The sequence below is a fragment of the Idiomarina abyssalis genome, from assembly GCF_900116625.1.
GTDB lineage: Bacteria > Pseudomonadota > Gammaproteobacteria > Enterobacterales > Alteromonadaceae > Idiomarina > Idiomarina abyssalis.
In genome coordinates this window covers 675885-699424 of record NZ_FPBE01000001.1, presented here as the reverse complement: position 1 = coordinate 699424, position 23540 = coordinate 675885, and the positions used below count along the sequence as shown (strand labels likewise).

Sequence of the window (23540 nt, the reverse complement as noted above, 5' to 3'; positions counted from 1 at the left end):
TAGTCATGTTGTTAACAACCGAATAATAAGAGGAAGTAACCATGACAGATAAGATGATTAATCCGTTAAACACAGACGGTTTTGAATTCGTTGAGTATACCGCTCCGGATCAAAAAGGCATTGATGCGTTAAAAGACTTGTTCGACAAGCTGGGTTTCACTGAAGTGGCTAAGCACAAAAGCAAACAGGCGTGGTTGTACAAACAGAACGACATTAATTTCATCATTAACGCTGAGCCGGGCGGACAGGCTGAAGAGTTTGCTAAAGACCACGGCCCAAGTGTCTGCGGTATGGCATGGCGTGTTAAAGACGCTGACCACGCGTTAAAGCACTCTCTTGATAACGGGGCCAAAGCTTTCCCAGCTGATAAAGGTGTTGTTGAAGGTGTACCGGCGGTGTTTGGTATTGGCGAAAGTGCGTTGTATTTTGTCGATAACTACGAAAGCCATGAAATTTATAACCAGCATTTCGATTTCTATGAAAGCTGGGAAGCGAAAATGAGCGATCACGCAGCCGGGTTGTTCGAAATAGACCATCTGACGCATAACGTATTCCGTGGAAACATGGATACCTGGGCAGGTTTCTATGAGCGCATTGGTAATTTCCGCGAAATTCGCTATTTCGACATTGAAGGTAAGCTGACAGGCTTGTTAAGCCGCGCTATGACAGCGCCTTGCGGTAAGATCCGTATTCCAATTAACGAATCTCACGACGACAAATCGCAAATTGAAGAATATTTAAAAGAGTACAAAGGTGAAGGTATTCAGCACATTGCTTTAACCAGTGACAATATCTACAAAACCGTAAAAGATCTGCGTTCTATTGGTATGGATTTCATGGACACACCTGAAACCTACTACGAGAAAGTCAATGAGCGCGTTGAAGGGCATCAGGAAGATTTAGACGCACTGCGTGAACAGCGCATTCTAATTGACGGTGCGCCAATGAAAGATGGCATTTTACTGCAAATCTTTACTCAAACCGTCATTGGTCCGGTGTTCTTTGAAATTATTCAGCGTAAAGGCAACGAAGGTTTCGGCGAAGGTAACTTCAAAGCATTATTCGAAAGTATTGAAGAAGACCAGATCCGCCGGGGAGTGTTAAGCGATGCGTAAATGGATCAGCTTTCCGAAACAGGTGGGCAAGTCGTCTCGACAAGCTCATGCTGATTTTCCGGAGCAGGCCATTTATGAACGTGAAGCTGGTCGTAGTGGCTTTTTTGGCCCGGCCACGCATTTTCACCATCAGCATGCTCCGACCGGTTGGTCGGAGTGGCGTGGGCCCTTGCGTCCACGGGCGTTTGACTTTAATAAGTTAGAAGCCATAGCTCCGGAAAACCCCTGGTTAACGCCTGACTTACTGCACAATAGTAACTGTCGTTTTCGTTTGTGGCATTGCCACAGCAAAATGAATTATTTAGTGCGTAATGCCGATGGCGATGACTTGCTCTTTGTTCATGAAGGCAGTGGTCATCTGCATTGTGACTACGGGCATATTCACCTGGTGAAAGGGGACTACTTCTTAATTCCCCGTTCTACTAACTGGCGCCTTGAGCCTGATGAAACCATGCAGTTGCTGATGATTGAAGCGACCAATGGTTCTTATAGCTTGCCGGAGAAAGGCCTGGTGGGTAATCATGCCATTTTTGACCCTGCGGTTCTGGATACGCCGGATATTGATGAGGCGTTTCAGGCGCAATACAGCGAAGAGCAGTGGCAGGTGTATGTAAAACGCCATCAGCAGGTATCGGTTATTACGTACCCTTATAACCCGCTGGATGCGATAGGCTGGCACGGTGAGTTAGCTCCGGTTCGTCTGAACTGGCGTGATATCCGGCCGTTAATGAGCCACCGGTACCATCTGCCGCCTTCGGCGCATACGACTTTTGTTGCTGATCGTTTTGTGGTTTGTACTTTTGTTCCGCGTCCTATTGAGTCAGACCCGGGCGCATTGAAGGTGCCTTTCTACCACAACAATGACGATTACGATGAAGTGCTTTTTTATCATGAAGGTGACTTTTTCAGCCGTGATAATATCGATCGCGGTATGGTAACCTTTCATCCGGCAGGCTTTACTCATGGCCCACACCCGAAAGCGTTTAAAGCCGGGCGTGAGCATAAAAAGAAATTCACTGACGAAGTTGCGGTCATGCTCGACACCCGCGATGCCTTGCAAGCAAGTGACGAGGCATTGGCAGTAGAGAACCCGGACTACGTCTACAGTTGGCAGGAGAAATAACAACTTATGAAACTCGCCACATACAGAAATGGTACACGTGACGGCCAGTTAATGGTGGTCAGCAAAAATTTAAGTTCAGCAGTAGCGGTTCCGGCCATTGCATCTTGCATGCAAGAGTTGCTGGATGACTGGGACGGTATTGCACCGAAGCTTGAGAAAATTTATCAGCAGTTGAATGACAGTGACGTTGATGGCAGCGTCCAGTTCGATGAAGCATTATGTGAATCGCCTTTACCTCGTGCGTATCAGTGGGCTGACGGTAGTGCCTATGTGAACCATGTTGAATTGGTTCGTCGTGCCCGTGGTGCCGAGATGCCACCGAGCTTCTGGGAAGACCCTTTGATGTACCAGGGCGGCTCTGATGACTTTTTGGCGCCGTACGACGACATTGAAATGGGCAGCACCGAATGGGGCATCGACTTTGAAGGCGAAGTTGCCGTTATTACTGATGATGTCCCTATGGGTGTTGACGCTAAAGCAGCAGGGCAACACATTAAATTGTTGATGCTGGTTAATGACGTCTCACTGCGTGGACTTATTCCGGGCGAACTGGGCAAAGGTTTTGGTTTTTTCCAGAGTAAACCATCGTCAGCTTTCTCCCCGGTAGCGGTAACCCCCGATGAACTGGGCGATGCCTGGAAAGCGAATAAAGTCCACTTACCGTTACTGTCAGAGTACAACGGTAAGGCCTTTGGTAAGCCTAACGCTGGCGAAGATATGACCTTTGATTTCGGTCAGTTAGTTGCTCATGCTGCGAAGACACGTCACTTAGGTGCTGGTGCTATCATTGGTTCAGGAACCGTCTCAAATAAACAGGGGACTGATCACGGTACGTCTATCGATGAAGGTGGCGTAGGTTATAGCTGCATTGCCGAAGTGCGCATGATTGAAACCATTCGTGATGGCAAGCCGGCAACTCAGTTTATGCAGTTTGGCGACACCATTAAAATTGAAATGAAAGATGATGGTGATCAGTCAATATTCGGCACCATTAATCAGAAAGTTGTTCAATACGAAGGTCCTCAAAAGTGATGAAACTCTACGGCTACTGGCGCTCAAGCGCCAGTTACCGGGTTCGTACTGCTTTAAACCTGAAGGGCTTATCCTACGAGTATGAACCGGTACATTTAGTAAAAGATGGCGGGCAACAGCACAGTGAGGCTTATCGAAAGCTTAATCCAGCGCGGTTGGTTCCTACCTTTATCGATGGCGATGTTAAGTTAAATCAGTCCTTAGCCATTATTGAGTATCTGGAAGAGTGTTACCCACAAAACCCATTATTACCGTCGGCTCCCGCTGATAAAGCCAGAGTCAGAGCCTTGGCTTATGATTTAGCCTGCGAGTTGCAACCTGTTACCAATTTACGGGTGTTACAGTATTTAACCGGTGAGTTGAATTGCAGCGATAAACAACGCTCAGAATGGATAGCAAACTGGGTAGAAAAAAGTTTTACCGCATTTGAACAGCGGCTGACCGAGTATGCAGGTGATTATTGCTATGGTAATTCGGTAACATTGGCTGATATCTGTTTGATACCTCAGGTATACAATGCACAACGCTTTAATTTGGATTTATCTTCTTATCCAACCTTAATGGCAGTGCATGAACGTTTGCAAGCGCTTGACGCGGTGCAACAGGCTCGGCCTGAAAATCAAGCGGATGCACAATAATCCAGCGGATCCTAAAAAGGAAAAATAATATGGTGAAATCACGTCTGGTGATGGCCATTGGGGCGACATTGTTTGTCGCCTCTTGCGCATCAACCTCCCCACAAGGCACGACCACTGCAGATACGCAGAGAAGCACACCGACCATACAAGCCAACTCACTTGCCAGTGCGCAAGGAACGGCTGAACTGACTATGGAACAAATTATGGCTGATCCAGACTGGATGGGGAGATTCCCTGAACAGGCTTTCTGGAGCATGGACGGTGAAGATATTCTGTTTTACCAGAAGCGCGAAGGTAGTGATATTCGTGACCTAATGATGCGGGAAAATGGGGCTGGAGAACCGCAGAAAGTTGCTGTAGAAAACCTGCATCAGTACGTGGCAGATGAAAAGGTTCATGCAGTGGATGGCAGCTTTTTAGCCTATACCTTTGAAGGCAATGTTTTTGTTCGCTTTAATGACGGTACGGTTCGCCAGTTGACACGTGACGACGCCAGGCAGCACAACCTGCAGCCTATGGCAAATGGACAACTGAGTTACCAGCAGGGTAATAACTTCTTCATTATTGACGTGAACTCAGGTTTAAGCCGTCAGGTCGCTGCTTTGGCCTTTCAGGAAAAGCCGAAAGCGAATGAAGAGCCGAAGGATTACCTGGCCCGTGAAGAACAACAGTTAATTCAGTACGTGCAGAAAGAACGAAAAGCGTCTGAAGAGCGTTTTGCTCAGCGTTCTGAGTTACAAAACCGAAATTCGACATTGGCGCCGGAGCCGTTCTATTTGCCAAAGGATAAGGAACTGGTTTCTGCAAGCTTATCGCCAAAGGGCGACTTTATGCTGATAGCCATTACCGAGCCGCAAAGCTGGCGTGACGAAGGCGATATTATGCCGAATTACATTAGCGAAGATGGCCGTGTAAAAAGCGAAAATGTGCGTCGTCGTGTGGCCGATGCAAAGCCGGTTGAACACCAATTGGTTTTACTTAATTTAAGCGACGGCAGCCAGTCGACGCTAACCTACAACACCTTACCGGGCTGGAATGAAGATGTTCTGGCAGAAGTTAAACGTGAAAACCATGAAGCTCGTGGTGAAACCTACAAGTCGGAAGAGAAACCTCGCCCAATTACGCTAATGGCTGACTGGGGCTGGGAAAACGGCGCTATTCAGTGGAATGAAGAGGGCACTGAAGTTGCGGTTATGCTGGAAGCCTGGGACAACAAAGATCGCTGGCTTGCAACAGTAGACACCGCCGGTAAAAAACTGGTTTCTCAAGACCGTTTACACGATGATGCCTGGATCAACTACACCCATAACGAATTCGGCTGGTTAGACAGCGATGAGTTGTGGTTCATGTCAGAGGCCGATGGTTATTCGCACTTGTATGTTAAACCGCTTGACGGCAGCACGCGTCAATTGACTGACGGAAGTTATGTCGTTGAAGATGCCGACTTAAGCAGTAATGGTGACTACTTATACTTTCAGGCAAACATCGAGCACCCGGGTATCTATGAAGTGTACCGGGTGAAGACTGATGGTAGTGGTGAGCCGGAAGCGCTGACGGACCTTGATGGTATGACAGCCTTTGAGCTCAGCCCTGAAGATGATGAGTTATTGCTGACGCATTCAACGCCGTTAATGCCACCAGAGCTATACCATAAGTCTGTCAATGCTTCTGGAACAGCAGAGCGTTTGACTCATACGGTTTCGGAGAAGTTTTTAAGTATTGACTGGACGGCTCCTGAGTTGGTGGGCGTTAATTCTTCTCATGTTGACGAGCCTATTTATACCCGCATTTATAAGCCAGAAGGCTTTGATGAAAACCGGGCTGAAGAATATCCTGCGGTTGTGTTCATTCATGGTGCTGGCTATTTGCAAAATGCGCACATGGGCTGGTCAGGGTATTTCCGTGAGTTCATGTTCCATAGTTTGTTGAATAAGCACGGTTACGTGGTTGCTGACCTCGATTACCGTGGCTCAAAAGGTTATGGACGCGACTGGCGCACCGCTATTTACCGTCAAATGGGAACGCCGGAAGTTGAAGATCTGGTCGATGTTGCAAGTTACTTAGAAAGTGACCTGAACGTTGATGGTGACAAATTAGGAACTTATGGCGGTTCTTACGGTGGCTTCCTGACTTTTATGGCTTTGTTTAACGAACCCGGATTATTTGAAGCGGGCTCGGCGCTGCGTCCTGTTACAGACTGGGCTCATTACAACACAGGCTATACGTCTAATATCTTGAACTTGCCACAGGATGATGCAATTGCGTACCGTCGCAGTTCACCCATCTATTTTGCTGAAGGCTTAGAGGATGCCTTGTTAATCAATTCACCCATGATTGATGACAATGTTTTCTTCCAGGACAGTGTTCGCCTTGTTCAGCGCCTGATTGAGTTGAAGAAAGAAGACTGGGAAACGGCAATTTACCCGGTAGAGCCGCACGGTTTCCGCCAGCCAGAAAGCTGGCTGAACGAATACCGTCGGATATTTAAATTGTTTGAGGAAAACTTAAAGTAAACTTGTTGGTTTTACTCATCCCGACTAACGGCGTCGCTAATGCGGCGCCGTTCTAGTTTGTACAGCAATAAAGAACTGACTAAACCAGCTGCGTGAATATAGCTAACGTGCTCTCCGACAAAATGGGTAGGTCGCCAGCCCAGGAGTTCAGCAATGACTTTGGCAACCAGTGCTATCAATATAAGCCACATCCATTTCTTACCCGAACGAATGTCCTTTATTAAACAGTAAGCCAGTAAGCCATGGAGTACTCCTGATAAACCAACAAAGCTAAGGTTCAATGGAGCCAGCCAGAGCAATACAGCAGTTGCAGTGCCACTGAGCAATAACGCATTAATTAACCAGCGGGTGGTCCAGTATTCCCGCCAAATTAGAACAATAAGTGTTAAACCAATAAAATTGAATAAGGCATGCCACCAGTCAAGATGAATAAAATGGGTCGTAATGAGTGGCCAGCCCTCGGACATGACAGTACTTGAGTTAAAGCTCAGCGTCGCATGCCAGTGAGGCATTAATTGCAGAAAAACCGATAGTAGCAGAACCAGAATGAGCCCTGCCCAATATTGGTTAAACCTCTCCATTTACTTTCCTTTTCGTTGCGTCATTGGTTTCTGGTTCGTATGATAGGGCAAATTGTTCCTAATATGAATGAGGCCTTATGAAGTTCTGGTTCCCTGGTTTAATAGCCGCAGGTGTTTTATCTGCCTGTACCCCTGGTACTGAACAAGAAGTCCGTGAACCGGAAGCGGCTACAGGTTTTTCCGAGAAAACCGCTGCGACCGCCAATAAGTACATGGTTGCTGCCGCAAATAAACATGCAGTTGAAGCCGGGTATCATGTATTAGAAAAAGGCGGCTCTGCCGTGGATGCGGCTGTAGCAGTTCAGTCTATGCTGGGATTAGTTGAGCCTCAGTCTTCAGGTATTGGTGGCGGCGCTTTTATTCTCTATTGGGATAACAACGAAAACAAACTTTATACCATTGATGCGCGTGAGACTGCACCTCAGGCTGCTACAGAGGAACTCTTTCTGGACGACAAGGGTAATCCTCCCAAATGGATTGAGGCTGTTGTTGGCGGCCGCTCAGTAGGGACTCCCGGTGTTCTTCGCGGACTGGAGCTGGCCCATGAACGCTGGGGTAAGTCAGACTGGTCTTCACTCTTTAGTGAAACCGTTGAGTTGGCAGAAGCGGGGTTTGAAGTGTCGCCAAGGCTCGCTAAGTTAGTGGAAATGGAGATTAACCCCGGTGTTAAGAAAATGCCGGCGGCCAGCAGCTACTTCTTCCCTAATGGTAACGCCTTAAAAGCTGGAGACACATTGAAAAACCCTGAGTATGCAAAGAGCCTTAGTTTGATTGCTGAGCAGGGGGCTGATGCCTTCTATGAGGGCGAATTAGCCGAGAAAATTGTTAAGGCTGTGCAGAACAGTACTATTGAACCCGGTGTGTTAAGCCTTGAAGACCTGAGTCAATACAGCGCAAAACTGCGCGAACCGGTATGTAATGATTACCGTGAATATCAGGTTTGCGGTATGGGGCCGCCTAGCTCAGGGGGAATAACAACGCTGCAGACATTGGGCGTACTGGAGAACTTTGAGCTAGGTAAACTGAAACCAAATTCTGAAGAGTTTGTGCATTGGTTCACTCAGGCATCGCGTTTAGCTTATGCCGACAGAAACCAGTGGATAGCTGATCCTGATTTTGTTGAGATTCCGGTCGAGGCTATGTTGGATAAAGCTTATTTATCGAGCCGGGCAGAAACTATTAAGAAAGACGATATGGGGAAAGCCAAGCCGGGTGTTCAACTGCAGCCCGCGTACGAGCAAGATATTGCCTACGAGCTGCCTAACACCAGCCACATTTCTATTGTTGATGGCGAAGGTAATGTGGTCTCTATGACCACCAGCATTGAAATGGGATTCGGTTCCACTGTTATGGCCGGTGGCTTTCTGCTCAATAATCAATTAACTGACTTTTCTCTGGCACCGGGTGACGGTAAAGAGAAGTTTGCTAATCGTGTGGAGCCTGGCAAACGGCCTCGCAGCTCAATGGCTCCGACTGTAGTTCTTGATAAAGAAGGGCAGCAGCTTATACATGCTATTGGCTCTCCTGGCGGAAGCAGAATTATTAACTACGTCACTCAAACGTTAGTGGGTATGCTGGACTGGAACCTTAACGTGCAGGAAGCGATTAATCTTGGCCATGTAACCAACCGTAATGATTACACCTCTCTGGAGAAAGGACGGGATATCAGCGAACTCAAAGCGGCTTTAGAGAAGCGAAAGCATGATGTCAGGGTCATCGACCTAAACAGCGGTTTACACGGAATTACTATTAATTCAGACGGCACCTTGGTGGGTGGCGCTGATCCTCGTCGTGAAGGCGTGGCAAAAGGAGAGTAGAGTATCATGGCACTATTACGAGTTGCTTTTTTAGCCCTGGTAGCAACCATTATTTCCGCTTGTAGCGGTGACGAACAACCAGACGACTATACATCTGCGAAACCTGCTGAAGTGATCAGCGGATTTTATAATGCGGTATACGAACAGGAAGACTTGGAACAGGCGAAAAAGCTTTCTTCGAATCGACTGGCTGACCTAATTACGCATTACGGAGCTGTCAGCCAGGTTCAGCGTTATGTGCTTGGGCGTTATTTCGATACCGTTGAAATTGAAGTTGTCAGTGACTCGCTTACCGATTATCTGAATGACTCTAATGAGCTACGAGCAACGGTTATCTTCGAAGGAACGTACGAAGGCGATAATATTAAAGACAGTCGCGATGTGGTTCTGATTCAACAGGACGGCAGCTGGGTTGTCGATAAAATTCTCGACGCCAGATACCGCCCGTAAGGGTTTAGCCTTGCTTCTTTTTATCGGTATAAGGTGGCCAGCCCATTTGCTTTCCTGCTAAAACGTGCAGGTGAATGTGGTATACGGTTTGGCCGCCGTATTCGTTACAGTTCATTACAAGTCGATACCCGTCTTCTGCAAAACCGTGCTCAGCAGCCAACTTAGCGGCTACCACATAAAGGTGTCCCACTAATGCGGCGTTGTCTTCATTAATGTCGTTAGCTGTAGCAATCGGGGTTTTAGGAATTACTAAACAGTGGAAAGGTGCTTGCGGGTTGATGTCTTTAAACGCAAGCGCTTGGTCGTCTTCGTAGATAATATCCGCAGGAATTTCACGGTTAATAATTTTCGTAAAAATTGTCTCTTCTGCCATTACCTTGCCCTTATTACGCTATTTTAGTCTATGGTAACTATAGCAGTAGGCGTCGGCAAATTTAGTTAAGATTTTCAGACAGCTTATATTGGCTGGCAGATTTTCCGGAAAACAAAAGATCCACCATAGGGTGTTGAATTTCTTGTTCTGAAAAGTCAGCTTCCAGACTGCTTTCGCTGACATAGGTTTGGATTGACGAGTTATTCACTAAAATATGGTACCAAGGCTGATCTTTTGCCGGTTTAGAGGTCGCCATTTTGTCATACCAACTGTCAGATAATGTGAAGCAGGGGTCAGCATCAATGATCACACCACGATAACCATAAAGACTGTGGGTGATGAGTTGACCAATTGAAAATTTTGCCTCTACCATGATGACGGTTCCTTGTTATCCGATACTATTTTTTTATCGGCCAGACCGTGCTAAAACTGAAGTAAGATTTACACTTTTTAAACAAAGTTGAGGGCAACATGCTGGAATCGCAGGAAAACCGGAATTTTATGCGGATGGCTGTCAATGCGGATGCGAAAGTTACTTTGGCAGAGGGTGAGAGTAAAAAAGTACTCGAAGGCGTTTGTCTTGATTTGAGTGCAGAGGGGTTGTCACTTCAGCTGTCGGCTAATCTCGAGGTTGGCGACAAAGTCTTTGTTGAAATTTCGTCTTCGGGCCCAGTTGCACCTTTAAAAATCAACGCTGAAGTCGTTCGCAGCCAGCGACTGGGCGACAACAGCGGAGAGTCTCTTGTAGGCTGTCGTATTATTTCAATGAGCTGACAGCCTGGTTACTACATAATTCTCATGCCTGGTTTTGCGCCATCATGCGGGTTCAGGATATAGATTTCATCTTTACCCGGGCCAGCTGCAAGCACCATGCCTTCGGATAGGCCAAAACGCATTTTACGGGGAGCCAGATTGGCAACCATAACAGTCAGTTGGCCTTTCAGAGCCTCTGGCTCGTAAGCTGATTTAATACCGGCGAAAACCTGTCGAGTTTCACCCCCCAGATCCAGCGTCAGTTTCAATAGTTTATCAGCACCTTCAACGTGCTCAGCATTGGCAATAAGAGCAACCCTTAAGTCGACTTTAGCAAAATCATCAAAGTTAATTTCATCAGCAATTGGCTCTTTTTTGAGCTCATCATTAACTTCAGTCACTGGCGCTTGCGAGGCTTGCTCTTCTTTTGATGCTTCAATCATGGCGTTTACGTCGTCCATTTCAACACGCTGCATGAGCGCTTTAAATTTATTAATAGGATGGTCGGTCAAAGCTGTTTTGTGACTTTCCCAGGTAAAAGTATCGTTTAAAAAGTGTTGTACTTCTTCAGTCAACTTAGGAACTACCGGCGCAAGGTAAACCATTAACACGCGGAACAAGTTGATCCCTAAAGAGCAGATTTCATGAACTTCCTGCTCGCTGCCTTCCTGTTTAATTAACTGCCAGGGTTCTTTATCAGCAATATACTGATTGGCACGATCAGCTAATGCCATAATGTCGCGCATAGCACGGGAAAATTCGCGTTTTTCGTAAAGGACAGCAATATCATCACCGGCGATCTGAAAATCTTTTAGCAGTGTTGAGTCAGCAATATTGGCAGACAACTTCCCGTCAAATTTTTTCTGAATGAAACCGGCGCAGCGGCTGGCGATATTAATGACTTTACCGACGAGATCAGAGTTCACTCGTTGAGTGAAATCCGTCAGGTTTAAATCCAAATCATCAATACGACTGGTTAATTTTGCTGCGAAGTAATAACGCAGATATTCCGGATCAAGATGTTCGAGGTAAGTACGAGCCTTAATAAAAGTGCCCTTAGACTTGGACATCTTAGTGCCGTTAACTGTGATAAAACCATGCGCCCACACATTGGTTGGCTGGCGGAAGTTTGCGCCTTTAAGCATGGCAGGCCAGAATAAGCTGTGGAAGTAGATAATATCCTTACCAATAAAATGATAAAGCTCTGCTTCACTGTCAGCTTGCCAATAAGTATCCCAGTCGGCTTTGCCTGTGGTTGTGCAGTAGTTTTTAAAGCTGCTCATGTAACCTATTGGCGCGTCTAGCCAGACGTAGAAGTATTTGTTTTCTGTGCCTGGAATTTTGAAACCGAAGTAGGGGGCATCGCGGGAAATATCCCAACGCTGTAAACCTTGCTCGAACCACTCGTTCAGCTTGTTCGCCATTTCATTTTGCAGTGAGCCTGAACGGGTCCAGCTTTTTAACATGTCACCAAATGCCGGCAGGTCAAAAAAGTAGTGTTCTGATTCACGCAATTGCGGCTCAGCACCAGAGACGACTGACTTTGGGTTCTTCAGGTCGGTCGGCGCATAAGTTGCTCCGCAGACATCACAGTTGTCTCCGTATTGGTCTTCGGCACCACAGTCGGGACATTCGCCTTTAACGAAACGATCGGGAAGAAACATTTCTTTTTGCGGGTCATACAGCTGTTCAATGACTTCTGTTTTGATATGACCGGCTTTATCAAGGCGCGTATAAATGGTTTCAGCCAGCTCACGGTTCTCATCACTGTGTGTGCTGTAATAGTGATCGAAGCCGACCAAAAAGTCGCTAAAGTCTGATTCATGCGAGCGTTGCATGTCGCCAATCATTTGCTCCGGCGTTATTCCAAGCTGCTGAGCTTTCAGCATTATTGGGGTGCCGTGTGCATCGTCTGCACAGACGAAGTGGCACTCGTTACCGCGTAGCTTTTGAAAGCGTACCCAGATATCGGCCTGAATATAACCTAACATGTGACCAATATGGATAGGTCCGTTAGCGTATGGTAGTGCGTTAGTAACCAGTATTTTACGTGCGGATTGGCTCATGCGAAAATCTGCTTCCGTTTCGTTGATTAATCGAATCTAAACCCAAAGTTTTATGCCGCTCATGTTAGCATAGCTCTTGCCTGATACACAGATCCTTGAGGTTGATGATGACAGATTTTACTCACCCCTTATTGCCGAATGGTATTCCTGAGAACTGGGTGACCGGTTCAGGTAAAGAGCGGGTCCTGAACTTACCTTTTGTTGCCGGCGAGAGTTTACTTCAGGCCATTCAGAATGACGCCGAGTTGGGGGAGTTTGAATGGCAACTTAACTGTCACATCAAAAAGCTGAAAAATTCTCAACCAGAGTTACCGCTAACGACTGGAAATGTCATTGTCGTCTCTTCCGGTAAGGGCGGCGTTGGTAAGTCATCGGTAAGTGTTAACCTGGCTTTGGCCTTATCTGAGCTTGGTGCTAGTGTTGGCCTGCTTGATGCCGACATTTATGGCCCGTCGATTCCTACCATGTTAGGTGGAAGGCACGGCGATATGGAGCTGACAAAAAACAATAAAATGCAGCCACTGCAACGACACGGCCTCCATGTGCATTCGCTGGGTTACTTAGTCGATGATAAAGACGCGACAATTTGGCGTGGGCCAATGGCCAGTGGTGCGTTGCAGCAACTCTACAAAGATACTGCCTGGCCGGCATTGGACTATCTTATTGTCGATATGCCACCCGGCACTGGCGATATTCAACTGACCATGGCTCAGAAACTGCCGGTTACCGGGGCGGTTGTGGTGACAACACCGCAAACGGTAGCGTTGAAAGACGCAGAAAAAGGTGTGGCCATGTTTAAAAAACTGAATATTCCATTAGTGGGTATATTGGAAAACATGAGCTATTACGAATGTCCGGCCTGCGGGCATGAAGATCCGGTTTTTGGCAAAAATGGGGGAGCGGACATGGCAACAGAGCATCATTTGCCATTACTCGGACAGTGGCCTTTAAACAGTGAGCTAAGAGAGAGTCTTGATGGTGATACACCCTTGTTAATAGCACAGCCACAACACCCGTTAAGTCAGTTAATTTTTAATTCTGCACAACAAGTTGCGGCAAACCTCTATTATCAACAGGAAAATTCGTTATAGTACTGGCCTTAAGGTCTTAAACGACAACACGGAGATAGATCAACCATGCGCCTAAACGACACTGAAATAGAACAACATTTGAAAGACGGAATTATAGGTGTCGAACCTGCACCCCAAGCCAGTAATATTTCAGGCGTGACACTGGATATTCATTTAGGCAACGATTTTCGTGTATTGCAGGATCATGCCGCACCTTTTATCGATATAAGTGGCTCACGTGAAGCTATTGAAGCGGCGATTCGTGAAGTCATGAGTGATGAAATTGTGCTAAAAGATGATCAGGCTTTCTTCATTCACCCGGGCGAGTTTGCCCTGGCCGTAACGCATGAATCAATTACATTACCCGCAGATATGGTTGGCTGGCTGGACGGACGTTCGTCGTTAGCACGCTTAGGTTTAATGGTTCACGTAACGGCGCACCGTATTGACCCGGGTTGGTCAGGGCAAATAGTGCTGGAATTTTACAATAGTGGAAAGTTACCTCTGGCTCTGAGAGCCGGTATGAAAATTGGTGCCATCAGCTTTGAGAAATTGAGCAGTCCCTGCGCAAGACCTTATAACAAACGAGACGATGCTAAATATAAAGACCAGCATGGAGCGGTGGCTTCGCGGATTTCAGCTGACGGCGGTTAAGCACTTTCTGTTAAAAGCTGCTTGCTGGCCTCTTGCAGTTTAGCCAATAAATTACTGGTGTTATGGCGGTAATGGACATCTTTATCACTTTCCAGGCCGCCAATAACCGGTAACTTTAGGTCTTTCTCTTTTTTATTGCTTAGCGCTAAATCGATAATTTGCTGACCGAGCTGTTTTTCAATAAATGAAACTTTATCGGCGAGACTCATTGCGCCAGCGGGTCCGCTCTCATCCGCCAGGTTATCAATAAAGACGACTTTCGCATTTGTTGTCAGCAGCGCGTCGCGTATACCAGAAACCAATAGCGGAGGCATAACCGACGTCATAAAGCTACCCGGTCCCAGCAATATTAACTGGCTATTCTGTATATGGCGAATGGCTTCAGGAGTGGCTTTAACTGTGCCTGATAGAGACAGCTTTCGAGGCATGGCAGGAAGCTTATCAATACGAATTTCGCCATGGCACTGAATGCCGTCCGCCGTTGTTGCTATAAGATCTGTCGGGCATTCCGACATCGGTAAAATTCGGTTGTCGATATTCAATAGACGACTTAAAAGCTGAATACCGTCTAACGGGCGGGCACTGAGTTGGTCCAGTGTATAAAGCAGCAAATTGCCGAAATTATGGCCGTGAAGAGAGGACGTGCAGTCAAAACGATAGTTGAGCACTTCGGCCGCGAGCGGTTGCTCCACAAGCTGTGACAAGCAGTTACGAATATCGCCCCAGGCAATGCAATGCTGCGATTCACGCAATAAACCAGTAGCACCGCCGTTGTCTGTAGTCGCGACAATACCTACGAGTTTATGTTTCATAAAGGACAGAGTCGATAAAACTCGACCGAGTCCATGACCACCACCTATTGCGGTAATACGTCGTAATGAGTGCAATTGCATCCGGCTTCCTTTGCTGCCTTTGGTCGAACGCTGCGACCTTAGCTGATTTATTATGAATTATGCAAGCCTCGCTGACTGTGTAACAATCTAATGAGCAGGAGGATGTATGCCAATAGTTTTTGATAACCGTTATGCTCGTAAGTTCCCTGAAATAACAACAAGCCAACCGATTAAGCCGGATGGTAAGGCTAACTTATTGTGGTTGAACGAACCGTTATGGGCTGAATTATCAGCAGGGGATAAGCCGCCGGCTAAACTTGCCGATTGGCTGGGCGGCCTTGAGCCATGGCCGGGCGCAGAGCCTGTGGCTCAGAAGTATGCCGGGCATCAGTTTGGCCATTTTAATCCTTATTTAGGAGACGGGCGAGGGCTACTGTTGGGTCAGGTTGTTGTTGGTGAAAAGCTACAGGACATTCATGTAAAAGGAGCAGGGCCAACGCCATACAGCAGAGGGGCGGACGGCAGAGCTGTTTTACGCTCGTCTGTGCGTGAGTTATTGGCAAGTGAGGCCTTTTACGCACTGGGCGTGCCGACAACTCGGGCACTGGCGTTAGTATCAACTGAAGGAAAGATACAGCGGGAACGTCTGGAGCCAGGCGCGATTTTGGCCCGCACTGCGGCAACTCACGTGCGTTTCGGGCATTTTGAGCACTGTTTTCATCGTAACCTTGAAGATACTATGAAACGCCTGTGGCAGGACACTATTGAAACGGTCTGGCCACAGTTAGCCAATGCCAGCGTTGCTGAAGGTTTTGCTCAGGTGGTCAAAAGAACAGCGGAGATGATAGCAGGGTGGCAGGCCTATGGGTTTATTCATGGTGTAATGAACACCGACAATATGAGTATAGCCGGGGAAACCTTTGACTTTGGGCCTTATGCATTTTTAGATAATTATAAACCTGAAAAGATTTTCAATCATACCGATGCCGGCGGGCGCTACGGATTCTTTCAGCAACCGGGCATTGGGTTATGGAATTTAAAGCGGCTGGCTCAGGCATTGAGTACCATGGTAGAGCCTGACGAGTTACAGAGCGCACTTGATAATTATGAAACTCAGTTGCGCCAGGCGTATCTTAATCTTATGACCAAGCGGCTGGGCTTATCCGCTGTTCCGGATGAACAGAAAATGGCGTTAATAGGGGGGTGGTTGAGTTTGCTTGAAGTCAATAACGCGGATTACCAGCTCTCGTTCAGAGATTTAATTGATTCGCTTGAATCCGGCGCACCGAAAGGACTGCTTAAGCAAAGTGGAGAAAGCTGGTGGAAGGAGTATCAATCAGCAATTAATGGTTATACTGACATTGATTTCATGAAGCAGGTAAACCCCTGGGTTATTGTCAGAACGCATCATGCTCAGCGTGTAATAGAGGCGTCAGAGGCTGGTGATAATTCATTATTGGAAGAGTATACGCAGGCGTTAATGAATCCGTTTGACGATGCTTTAAGTGACAGTGTCTGGGCCAGGCCCCCGAAGCCCAATGAGCAGGTATCTCAATTGTCGTGTTCCAGTTGAGGTTTGAATTGCGATCTCCCGTTGGATAGGACAGAATCGAAGGAATGGATAATGACAGGGGTAATGGAATGAATTACCGAGTGTTTTTCGCTTTAATTTTTATGCTGCCATTTTGCGTTCAGGCGCAGCAGTGGCAAGTTCCCGAGCCTCAGGAATTTGATACGACTCAAGTTTGCCTGGGTGACTTGTCTCAACCTTTAACGGTAGAGCTTGCCGATACTCAAGAGCAGCATGCTCGTGGATTGATGCAACGGGAGTCGCTGGGCAAATATAATGGCATGTGGTTTCGTTATGGGCAGGAGAGGCCTGGTTATAGCGGTTTCTGGATGTACCAGACTTTGATTCCACTGGATATCGCATACCTTGATAAAAATCGGCGTATTGTAAAAACTTTTACGATGCGACCTTGTGGCAGTAACGACCCGAATAACTGTCGAAGCTATTCTCCGGGTAAACGTTACTGGAGTGTGCTTGAAGTGAATGCGGGATTTTTTGCTGAGCACGGTATACGTACGGGTGATCAATTAAATAAAAGCCCGGACGGTAATTGCGAGTCGGCAAAAGAAAATAACAATAACAAAAAGTAAACAATAGGAGAGACCATGAAGTACGTCATAATGGGGGCGCTGAGTTTGACTGTATTAGCAGCCTGTGGACCGGCCACTCAGTCAGATAACGACACCGATAAAGCTGTTGCAGATATTCAGGACTCAGCCTTTAACCCTAACTACAGAGATTATTTGAAAACCTTATCTTCTGATGAGTTCGAAGGGCGTGCTCCTGCATCTGCTGGCGGCGAAAAAACGGTGAGTTTTATCGAAAACCACTTTCGTGAATGGGGACTGAAACCTTATGACGAAGAAAATGATAGCTACCGTCAGCCGGTTCCACTTGTAAAGCTTATGCCGTACAAAGTCACTTCTTTAAACTTCAGTGGTGAGTCAGCTCCTGAGTCTATGGAATACCGCACCGAGATGATGGCCTGGACGCCTCGCGTTGTGGATGAAGTGAAAGTTGAAGACAGCGATGTTGTTTTTGTCGGATACGGTATTGTTGCTCCTGAATATGACTGGAACGACTATGAGGGACTGGACGTTGAAGGTAAGACCGTTGTCATGTTGGTTAATGACCCGGGCTACGCAACCGGTGACCCAGAGCTATTTAATGGTAACGCAATGACCTACTATGGCCGTTGGACTTATAAGTTTGAGGAAGCTGCTCGGCAGGGGGCTGAAGCCGCCTTTGTAATACACGAAACAGGACCTGCCGGTTACGGTTGGGGCGTTGTGGCTGGTGGCTCACCAGTGCGTTTTGACTTGAAACGTGAAAACAAAAATATGGATCGTTCGGCGATTGAAGGCTGGGTAACTGAGGAAAGCGCAAATGCACTTTTTGCCAGCGTCGGTAAAGATCTGGAACAAATGCGGGAGCTGGCGCTGAGTGGTGAGTTTAAGCCAGAGCCATTGAATATTGAAGCGTCATTAACAGTTAATAATAAATTTGAGTATTTAGATACCAACAATGTGATTGGTTATATTGAGGGCTCTGAATATCCTGAAGAGCACGTTATTTATATGGCTCACCACGATCACCTGGGAACGGATCCTGTCCGTGAAGATGATCCTATCTATAACGGAGCGCAGGATAATGCTTCAGGTACTGCCGCGCTAATGGCCATGGCAGAGCAGTTTGCAAAAGGACCTCAGCCTGAACGCTCAATTGTTTTTGCTGCTGTAGGTGCCGAAGAAAGTGGTTTATTGGGCTCTGACTGGTACGCGACTCACCCCATGCTGCCGCTGGGCAAAGCGGTTGGTGGTATTAACATGGACGTTATGAACGTCTATGGCCCGATGAAAGACATGGTTGTGGTGGGTTATGGTAATTCTTCTATGGAAGACTACTTGAAACGCTACGTAAAGGCCCAAGATCGTTATGTAGCACCTGAACCAACTCCGGAAGTTGGCTCTTTCTATCGTTCAGATCATTTTAATTTGGCGAAACGAGGTGTGCCTATGCTGTATGCGAAAGGCGGAAACGATCACGTCGAGAAAGGCCGTGAATGGACCGAAGAGCAACGTGCTATCTTTAATCGCGATGCTTATCACAAACCAGCAGATGAGTATAATGAAGATTGGGACCTGCGCGGTGTTCAACAGGATATGTCTATCTTCTACTCAATAGGTAACGAGTTGGCAAATTCACGCGAGTGGCCTCAGTGGGCACCCGGAAATGAATTTGAGGCAGCGCGTAAAGCAACAGAAGATATGCGAAAATAAGCGTTAAGATAACCTTGTAGGAACGGTCACTGCCGTAAGTTGTCTTAACTTTGCAGTCATTTTTTAGGAGCAGTTATGACTCATAAACGAGATAAAGTTTATGTCCGTTTCAACCAAGGTTCACGTACCGGAGGAAGTTCCTCCGGTAACTGGCTCAGTCGTTTGCTGGGCCTTTTTTTATTGCTGGTTTTAGTGGGTCTTGGACTGGCGTTTGGTATGGTCATTGCGGTAGTTTTATTGCTGCTGGCGATTCCTGTAATGTGGCGTCAGCGCCACACAATTAAACAGGTTTGGCGAATGCGTAAACAAGCCAAAGAGCACTACCAGGAACAACAACGCCAACATCAAAAACAACAAGAACATTATGAGAATAGGCGAGAGGATGGCGGATCGGTTATCGACGGGGAATACGAAGTTAAAGACGATCAGGACAAAAAATCTTAAAAAACAGGGTCCAGTGCTCGAATGAAGAAACCTTATATAGTTATTCCTGCGCTGGACCCTGATCATCACTTGCTGACGCTTGTTGATGAGGTCACAGCGAAAGACCCGGACTGGAGCCACTTTCTGGGAATTATCATTGTTGATGATGGCAGTCAGTCTAAATCTGTTTTTCAGGAACTTGCCAACCGACACCGCATTCACATTTTAGAGCATGAGGAAAACCAGGGAAAAGGTGCTGCATTACGGACCGCTTTTCGATGGATTCTGTCGCAGCAAGAAGAACGTTGTTCAGGAGCGGTTACTGCTGACGCTGACGGACAACATCTTGCTGAAGACATACTGGCTGTTTGCACACGCCTAAAGGGGTATCCGGATAAGTTATGGCTGGGTAGCCGAACTTTTGATGAAAATGACATTCCTTTGCGTTCTAAAGTGGGTAATAAGTTAACTCGCGTTATTTTCAGGCTTGTAACAGGGCAGGATATTAAAGACACGCAAACGGGACTGCGCGGAATTCCTGTCGGCTTTTTGGAAAAGCTCGTTGACTTCAATAGCTGTGGTTATGAATTTGAATTAGAGATGCTGTTGTCTGCTAAACGTTATGGCTACCGGATAAAATCTCAGGAAATTACTACGGTCTATGAGGAAGGCAATGAAACCAGTCATTATCGGCCCATTGTTGACTCGATAAAAATTTATCGAAAGTTTTTAAAATTTGCCAGTATTGGCATTTTGTCTGCCGGACTTGATTACTCGGTTTTTGCTACCGCCTACTTTTTTTCAGGGCAAGTGCTTGAGTCGATTGTTTTAGCCAGAGTGATTTCCGGAGTATTTAACTTTTCTCTAAACCGTCAGTGGGTATTCAAACAGGGTTCTCATATTGCCTGGGATGCGACAAAATATGGATGCTTAGCGGTCGTCCTGATCGCTGCTAATTATGGGCTGACAGAGGCCTTTAGGTACATAGGGCTAACACCATTTATTGGCAAACCGCTAGCGGAAGGTTTGGTTTTTTTATTGAGTTACAGAGGTCAAAAGTTGTTGGTCTTTAAAAAGGCTGTTTAAAAATAGTTTCCAGCTTCCCAAAAAAACCGGAGTTCAAACTCCGGTTTTTTGTTTCTGTTACTCTTCAGGTTGTTTGGGCGGGAAAATTCGTCGTACCACATAAAAGAACAGTGGAACAAAGAAGATTGCCAGCACAGTACCGCCTATCATACCGCCGATAACACTGGTTCCGATGGCATTACGGCTTGCAGCACCGGCACCATCACTTAGTGCCAGAGGCATAACACCGAATACGAAGGCCAGAGATGTCATAAGAATAGGGCGCAGACGTAAACGTACGGCTTCGAGAGTAGCTTCTAACAGCTCCTTGCCCTGTTCCTGTAAGTCTTTGGCAAATTCCACGATGAGTATCGCGTTTCGTGCCGACACACCAACAGTGGTGAGCAGACCAACCTGGAAATAGACATCGTTAGAGATACCGCGCAGCATGACCGCGATAACAGCACCCAAAATTCCCAAAGGCACAACCAGCATGACAGAGAAGGGTATCGACCAACTCTCGTAAAGCGCCGCAAGGAAAAGGAATACGACAATCAGGGATACGCTATAAAGAATTGGGGCGAAATCACCGGATTGACGTTCTTGCAGTGAAATACCTGTCCACTCAAAGCCTATTCCCGGCGGCAGTTGCTCGATCATTCGCTCCATTTCAAGCATCGCTTCACCGGTGCTAACGCCCGGAGCAGCTTGCCCCTGGATCTCCATTGCAGAAACGCCGTTATAGCTCTCCACTCGCTGTGGACCATAAGTCCATTCCCAACTGGAGAAGGAGCTGAATGGCACCATGTCGCCCTGGTTATTTCGTACGTACCAGTCGTTAATATCCTGCGGCAGCATACGAGATTCAGCTTCGCCTTGAAGGTACACTTTTTTGACCCTTCCCCGGTCAATAAAGTCATTCACATAGGATGAGCCCCAGGCAGTGCTCAAGGTGTCATTGATACTTGCGATAGTTAGCCCCTGTGCCTGAGCTTTTTCAAAATCGATATCAATTCGCAGCTGTGGAGCGTCTTCAAGTCCGTTCGGGCGTACCTGAACCAGTTTATCACTTTGTCCGGCCATACCCAGTAATTGGTTACGGGCTTCGAGCAAACCGGCATGACCCAGGTTCCCCCGATCTTGTAAAAACAGATTAAAACCGCTGGAAACGCCGAGTTCCGGAATTGGTGGCAGGTTAAAGGCAAAGACCATGGCTTCTTTAATGGTCGCAAAGAAACCAAAAGCTCGTCCAATAACGGCTTCAACGCTCTGGCTTTCGTCACGCTCATCCCAGTCTTTTAAGCGAACAAAAGCGATACCGTTAGCCTGACTGCGTCCTGAGAAACTGAACCCAACAACGGAGAAGACGGACTGCACTGCATCTTCCTGGTTCAGGTAGTAGTCTTCAATCTTATCCATAGTGTTGACCGATTGTTCTATGGTAGAACCAACCGGTAACTGCATTTGGGTCAGAAATACGCCACGGTCTTCGTCTGGTAAGAAAGATGATGGCAGTTGAGTAAAGAGGTAGGCAAGCACGCCAATAATACCCAAATACAGCAAGCCAAAGCGAATGGTGCGGCGTAAAATTGAATGAATGGAGTTTGTATACTTGACGGTCCACTTCTCAAGGGTACGGTTGAACCATCCAAGCGGTCCCCAGCCACTGTTTTTGTCATGCTTAACCGGTTTAAGCAAAGTAGCGCACAGTGCCGGTGAGAAAATTATCGCCACAAGAACCGATAGACCCATAGAGGTAATAATGGTCAATGAGAACTGTCGGTAAACAGCACCCGTGGATCCCGGGAAGAAGGCCATGGGTGCGAATACCGCTGCCATTACCACACCGATGGCAACCAGTGCGCCGGTAATTTGCCCCATCGATTTTATTGTTGCCTGTTTGGGTGATAAACCTTCTTCAGACATTAAACGCTCAACGTTTTCAACAACAACGATGGCATCATCAACCAATAAGCCGATGGAAAGTACCATACCGAACATGGTCAGGGTGTTAATTGAGAAGCCAGCCAAAGACATGACACCCATAGTGCCCAGAATAACAACTGGAATTGCCAGCGTCGGAATTAGGGTTGCCCGTAAATTCTGCAGGAAAACGAACATTAACAGAAAGACCAGAATGATCGCTTCTATTAATACCTGCGCAACTTCTGAAATTGAAATCTTAATAAAGGGTGTAGTGTCATAAGCCGTGACTAATTCCATTCCATCCGGGAAAAACTGTTCAAGTTCGTCCATGCGGGCTTTAACGGCATCGGCTGTTTCTAACGCGTTAGCACCAGTCTGCAAGTTAATTGCCAGACCTGTCGCCGGTTTGCCGTTGTAATTTGCCCGAATAGAGTAGTTTTCAGCACCTTTTTCGACCTCAGCAACATCTTTCAGGCGTACCTGAGAACCATCAGATAATACCTTCAAAGTGATGTTTTCAAATTGCTCAGCGTCCGACATTCTGGTTTGGGCAATAATTGTCGAATTAAGCCGCTGGCCGTCAACAGCCGGGGTTCCGCCTAATTCACCTGCCGCAACCTGAGCATTTTGTGCTCGGATAGCGTCTTTTATATCGGCCATGGTCATGCCGTAATTAACTAACGCAGAAGGGTCGACCCAAATACGCATAGCATAAGGCGCACCAAATAACTGAACATTACCAACGCCGGTTGTACGGGCTATAGGGTCCTGAATATTCGAGGCAATATAGTCACTTAAGTCGGTTTGTGTGTAGCGGTCATCGGTCGCAACAAGCGCCGCAACCATCAGGAACGAACTGCTGGATTTACTGACAGTAATGCCCTGAGCTTGTACTTCCTGAGGTAGTTGTGGAGTTGCCTGTGACAGCTTATTCTGAACCTGAACCTGAGCAATATCCGGATCTGTTCCTGACGCAAAAGTCAGGCTGATACTTGCATTACCAAAGTTGCTTTGTGAAGAGAAGTAAAGCAGGTTATCGATACCTGTCATGTTCTGTTCGATCACTTTGGTAACTGTGTTAGACACTGTTTCAGCGTTAGCACCAGGGTAGCTCACCTGAATCTCGACAGCAGGCGGAGCAATGGTTGGATACTGAGCTATAGGCAGCTGTATCATAGCGATGGCACCGGCCATCATTGTCAGCAGTGCGATAACCCATGCAAATATCGGGCGATTAATAAAAAACTTGGCCATTACTG

General features: G+C 46.9%; 21 protein-coding genes. 15 read left to right on the top strand and 6 right to left on the bottom strand.

All coding sequences use genetic code 11. From position 1 onward, the window contains the following. The first annotated feature begins 41 nt into the window (after positions 1 to 41). Genes hppD through BM359_RS03375 form a run of 5 tightly spaced genes read left to right on the top strand, consistent with a single transcriptional unit; the run spans position 42 to position 6421 of the window. Complete coding sequence (gene hppD, locus BM359_RS03395; protein WP_054487965.1) at positions 42 to 1115, top strand: 4-hydroxyphenylpyruvate dioxygenase; 1074 nt, start codon at positions 42 to 44, stop codon at positions 1113 to 1115. Next, positions 1108 to 2238: a homogentisate 1,2-dioxygenase gene (locus BM359_RS03390; RefSeq protein WP_054487963.1), complete on the top strand. Its 1131-nt coding sequence runs from the start codon at positions 1108 to 1110 to the stop codon at positions 2236 to 2238. Before hppD ends, BM359_RS03390 begins: the two co-directional genes overlap by 8 nt. A gap of 6 nt (positions 2239 to 2244) precedes the next feature. Then, positions 2245 to 3270: a fumarylacetoacetate hydrolase family protein gene (locus tag BM359_RS03385; protein ID WP_054487961.1), complete on the top strand. Its 1026-nt coding sequence runs from the start codon at positions 2245 to 2247 to the stop codon at positions 3268 to 3270. Then, the gene (gene maiA, locus BM359_RS03380; RefSeq protein WP_054487959.1) at positions 3270 to 3908 is read left to right on the top strand and encodes a maleylacetoacetate isomerase; all 639 of its coding nucleotides are present in this window, start codon (positions 3270 to 3272) and stop codon (positions 3906 to 3908) included. Before BM359_RS03385 ends, maiA begins: the two co-directional genes overlap by 1 nt. A 29-nt stretch (positions 3909 to 3937) precedes the next feature. Further along, complete coding sequence (locus tag BM359_RS03375) at positions 3938 to 6421, top strand: S9 family peptidase (protein ID WP_054487957.1); 2484 nt, start codon at positions 3938 to 3940, stop codon at positions 6419 to 6421. 11 nt (positions 6422 to 6432) lie between these two features. On the opposite strand, the gene rrtA is transcribed toward BM359_RS03375, so the two are convergent. Next, a complete protein-coding gene (gene rrtA / locus BM359_RS03370) occupies positions 6433 to 7002 on the bottom strand; it encodes a rhombosortase (RefSeq protein ID WP_054487955.1) in 570 nt (189 codons plus the stop codon). 77 nt (positions 7003 to 7079) lie between these two features. Here rrtA and ggt point away from each other — a divergent pair, with 77 nt between their 5' ends. Both ggt and BM359_RS03360 read left to right on the top strand, forming a co-directional pair. Next, the gene (ggt, locus tag BM359_RS03365) at positions 7080 to 8819 is read left to right on the top strand and encodes a gamma-glutamyltransferase (RefSeq protein WP_054487952.1); all 1740 of its coding nucleotides are present in this window, start codon (positions 7080 to 7082) and stop codon (positions 8817 to 8819) included. A gap of 6 nt (positions 8820 to 8825) precedes the next feature. Continuing rightward, entirely contained in the window at positions 8826 to 9269 is a 444-nt protein-coding gene (locus BM359_RS03360) for a hypothetical protein (RefSeq protein WP_054487950.1), read from the top strand. Positions 9270 to 9273: 4 nt separating this feature from the next. On the opposite strand, the gene BM359_RS03355 is transcribed toward BM359_RS03360, so the two are convergent. Then, positions 9274 to 9642: a histidine triad nucleotide-binding protein gene (locus BM359_RS03355; RefSeq protein WP_054487947.1), complete on the bottom strand. Its 369-nt coding sequence runs from the start codon at positions 9640 to 9642 to the stop codon at positions 9274 to 9276. 61 nt (positions 9643 to 9703) lie between these two features. Continuing rightward, positions 9704 to 10015 carry a heat shock protein HspQ gene (hspQ, locus tag BM359_RS03350; protein WP_054487945.1) on the bottom strand — a complete coding sequence of 104 codons (312 nt, stop codon included), beginning with the start codon at positions 10013 to 10015 and terminating at the stop codon, positions 9704 to 9706. A 98-nt stretch (positions 10016 to 10113) separates the two neighbouring features. Between hspQ and BM359_RS03345 the strand changes: the two genes are divergently transcribed. Further along, positions 10114 to 10416, top strand: coding sequence for a PilZ domain-containing protein (locus BM359_RS03345; RefSeq protein WP_054487943.1), 303 nt, complete (start codon positions 10114 to 10116; stop codon positions 10414 to 10416). 11 nt (positions 10417 to 10427) lie between these two features. On the opposite strand, the gene metG is transcribed toward BM359_RS03345, so the two are convergent. After that, entirely contained in the window at positions 10428 to 12461 is a 2034-nt protein-coding gene (gene metG / locus BM359_RS03340; RefSeq protein ID WP_054487941.1) for a methionine--tRNA ligase, read from the bottom strand. Between the two features lie 104 nt (positions 12462 to 12565). Here metG and apbC point away from each other — a divergent pair, with 104 nt between their 5' ends. Together apbC and dcd are read left to right on the top strand one after the other, a co-directional pair. Beyond that, entirely contained in the window at positions 12566 to 13552 is a 987-nt protein-coding gene (gene apbC, locus BM359_RS03335) for an iron-sulfur cluster carrier protein ApbC (RefSeq protein ID WP_234972455.1), read from the top strand. Positions 13553 to 13597: 45 nt separating this feature from the next. After that, positions 13598 to 14185, top strand: a complete 588-nt coding sequence (dcd, locus tag BM359_RS03330) for a dCTP deaminase (RefSeq protein WP_054487937.1) — start codon at positions 13598 to 13600, stop codon at positions 14183 to 14185. Here dcd and BM359_RS03325 read toward each other — a convergent pair. Beyond that, a complete protein-coding gene (locus BM359_RS03325) occupies positions 14182 to 15078 on the bottom strand; it encodes a gluconeogenesis factor YvcK family protein (protein ID WP_054487936.1) in 897 nt (298 codons plus the stop codon). The genes dcd and BM359_RS03325 overlap by 4 nt on opposite strands. Positions 15079 to 15184: 106 nt before the next feature. Here BM359_RS03325 and BM359_RS03320 point away from each other — a divergent pair, with 106 nt between their 5' ends. From BM359_RS03320 to BM359_RS03300, 5 genes are all read left to right on the top strand, one after another. Further along, complete coding sequence (locus BM359_RS03320) at positions 15185 to 16591, top strand: protein adenylyltransferase SelO (RefSeq protein ID WP_054487934.1); 1407 nt, start codon at positions 15185 to 15187, stop codon at positions 16589 to 16591. A gap of 68 nt (positions 16592 to 16659) precedes the next feature. Beyond that, positions 16660 to 17178 carry a DUF192 domain-containing protein gene (locus BM359_RS03315; protein ID WP_054487932.1) on the top strand — a complete coding sequence of 173 codons (519 nt, stop codon included), beginning with the start codon at positions 16660 to 16662 and terminating at the stop codon, positions 17176 to 17178. Between the two features lie 15 nt (positions 17179 to 17193). Beyond that, positions 17194 to 18867: a M28 family metallopeptidase gene (locus BM359_RS03310; RefSeq protein ID WP_054487930.1), complete on the top strand. Its 1674-nt coding sequence runs from the start codon at positions 17194 to 17196 to the stop codon at positions 18865 to 18867. Between the two features lie 75 nt (positions 18868 to 18942). Continuing rightward, positions 18943 to 19311 carry a hypothetical protein gene (locus tag BM359_RS03305; RefSeq protein ID WP_054487928.1) on the top strand — a complete coding sequence of 123 codons (369 nt, stop codon included), beginning with the start codon at positions 18943 to 18945 and terminating at the stop codon, positions 19309 to 19311. 21 nt (positions 19312 to 19332) lie between these two features. After that, entirely contained in the window at positions 19333 to 20376 is a 1044-nt protein-coding gene (locus BM359_RS03300; RefSeq protein ID WP_054487926.1) for a bifunctional glycosyltransferase family 2/GtrA family protein, read from the top strand. Between the two features lie 57 nt (positions 20377 to 20433). Here the strand turns inward: BM359_RS03300 and BM359_RS03295 are convergent, their stop codons facing one another. Then, a complete protein-coding gene (locus tag BM359_RS03295; protein WP_054487924.1) occupies positions 20434 to 23535 on the bottom strand; it encodes an efflux RND transporter permease subunit in 3102 nt (1033 codons plus the stop codon). Between the last annotated feature and the right edge of the window lie 5 nt (positions 23536 to 23540).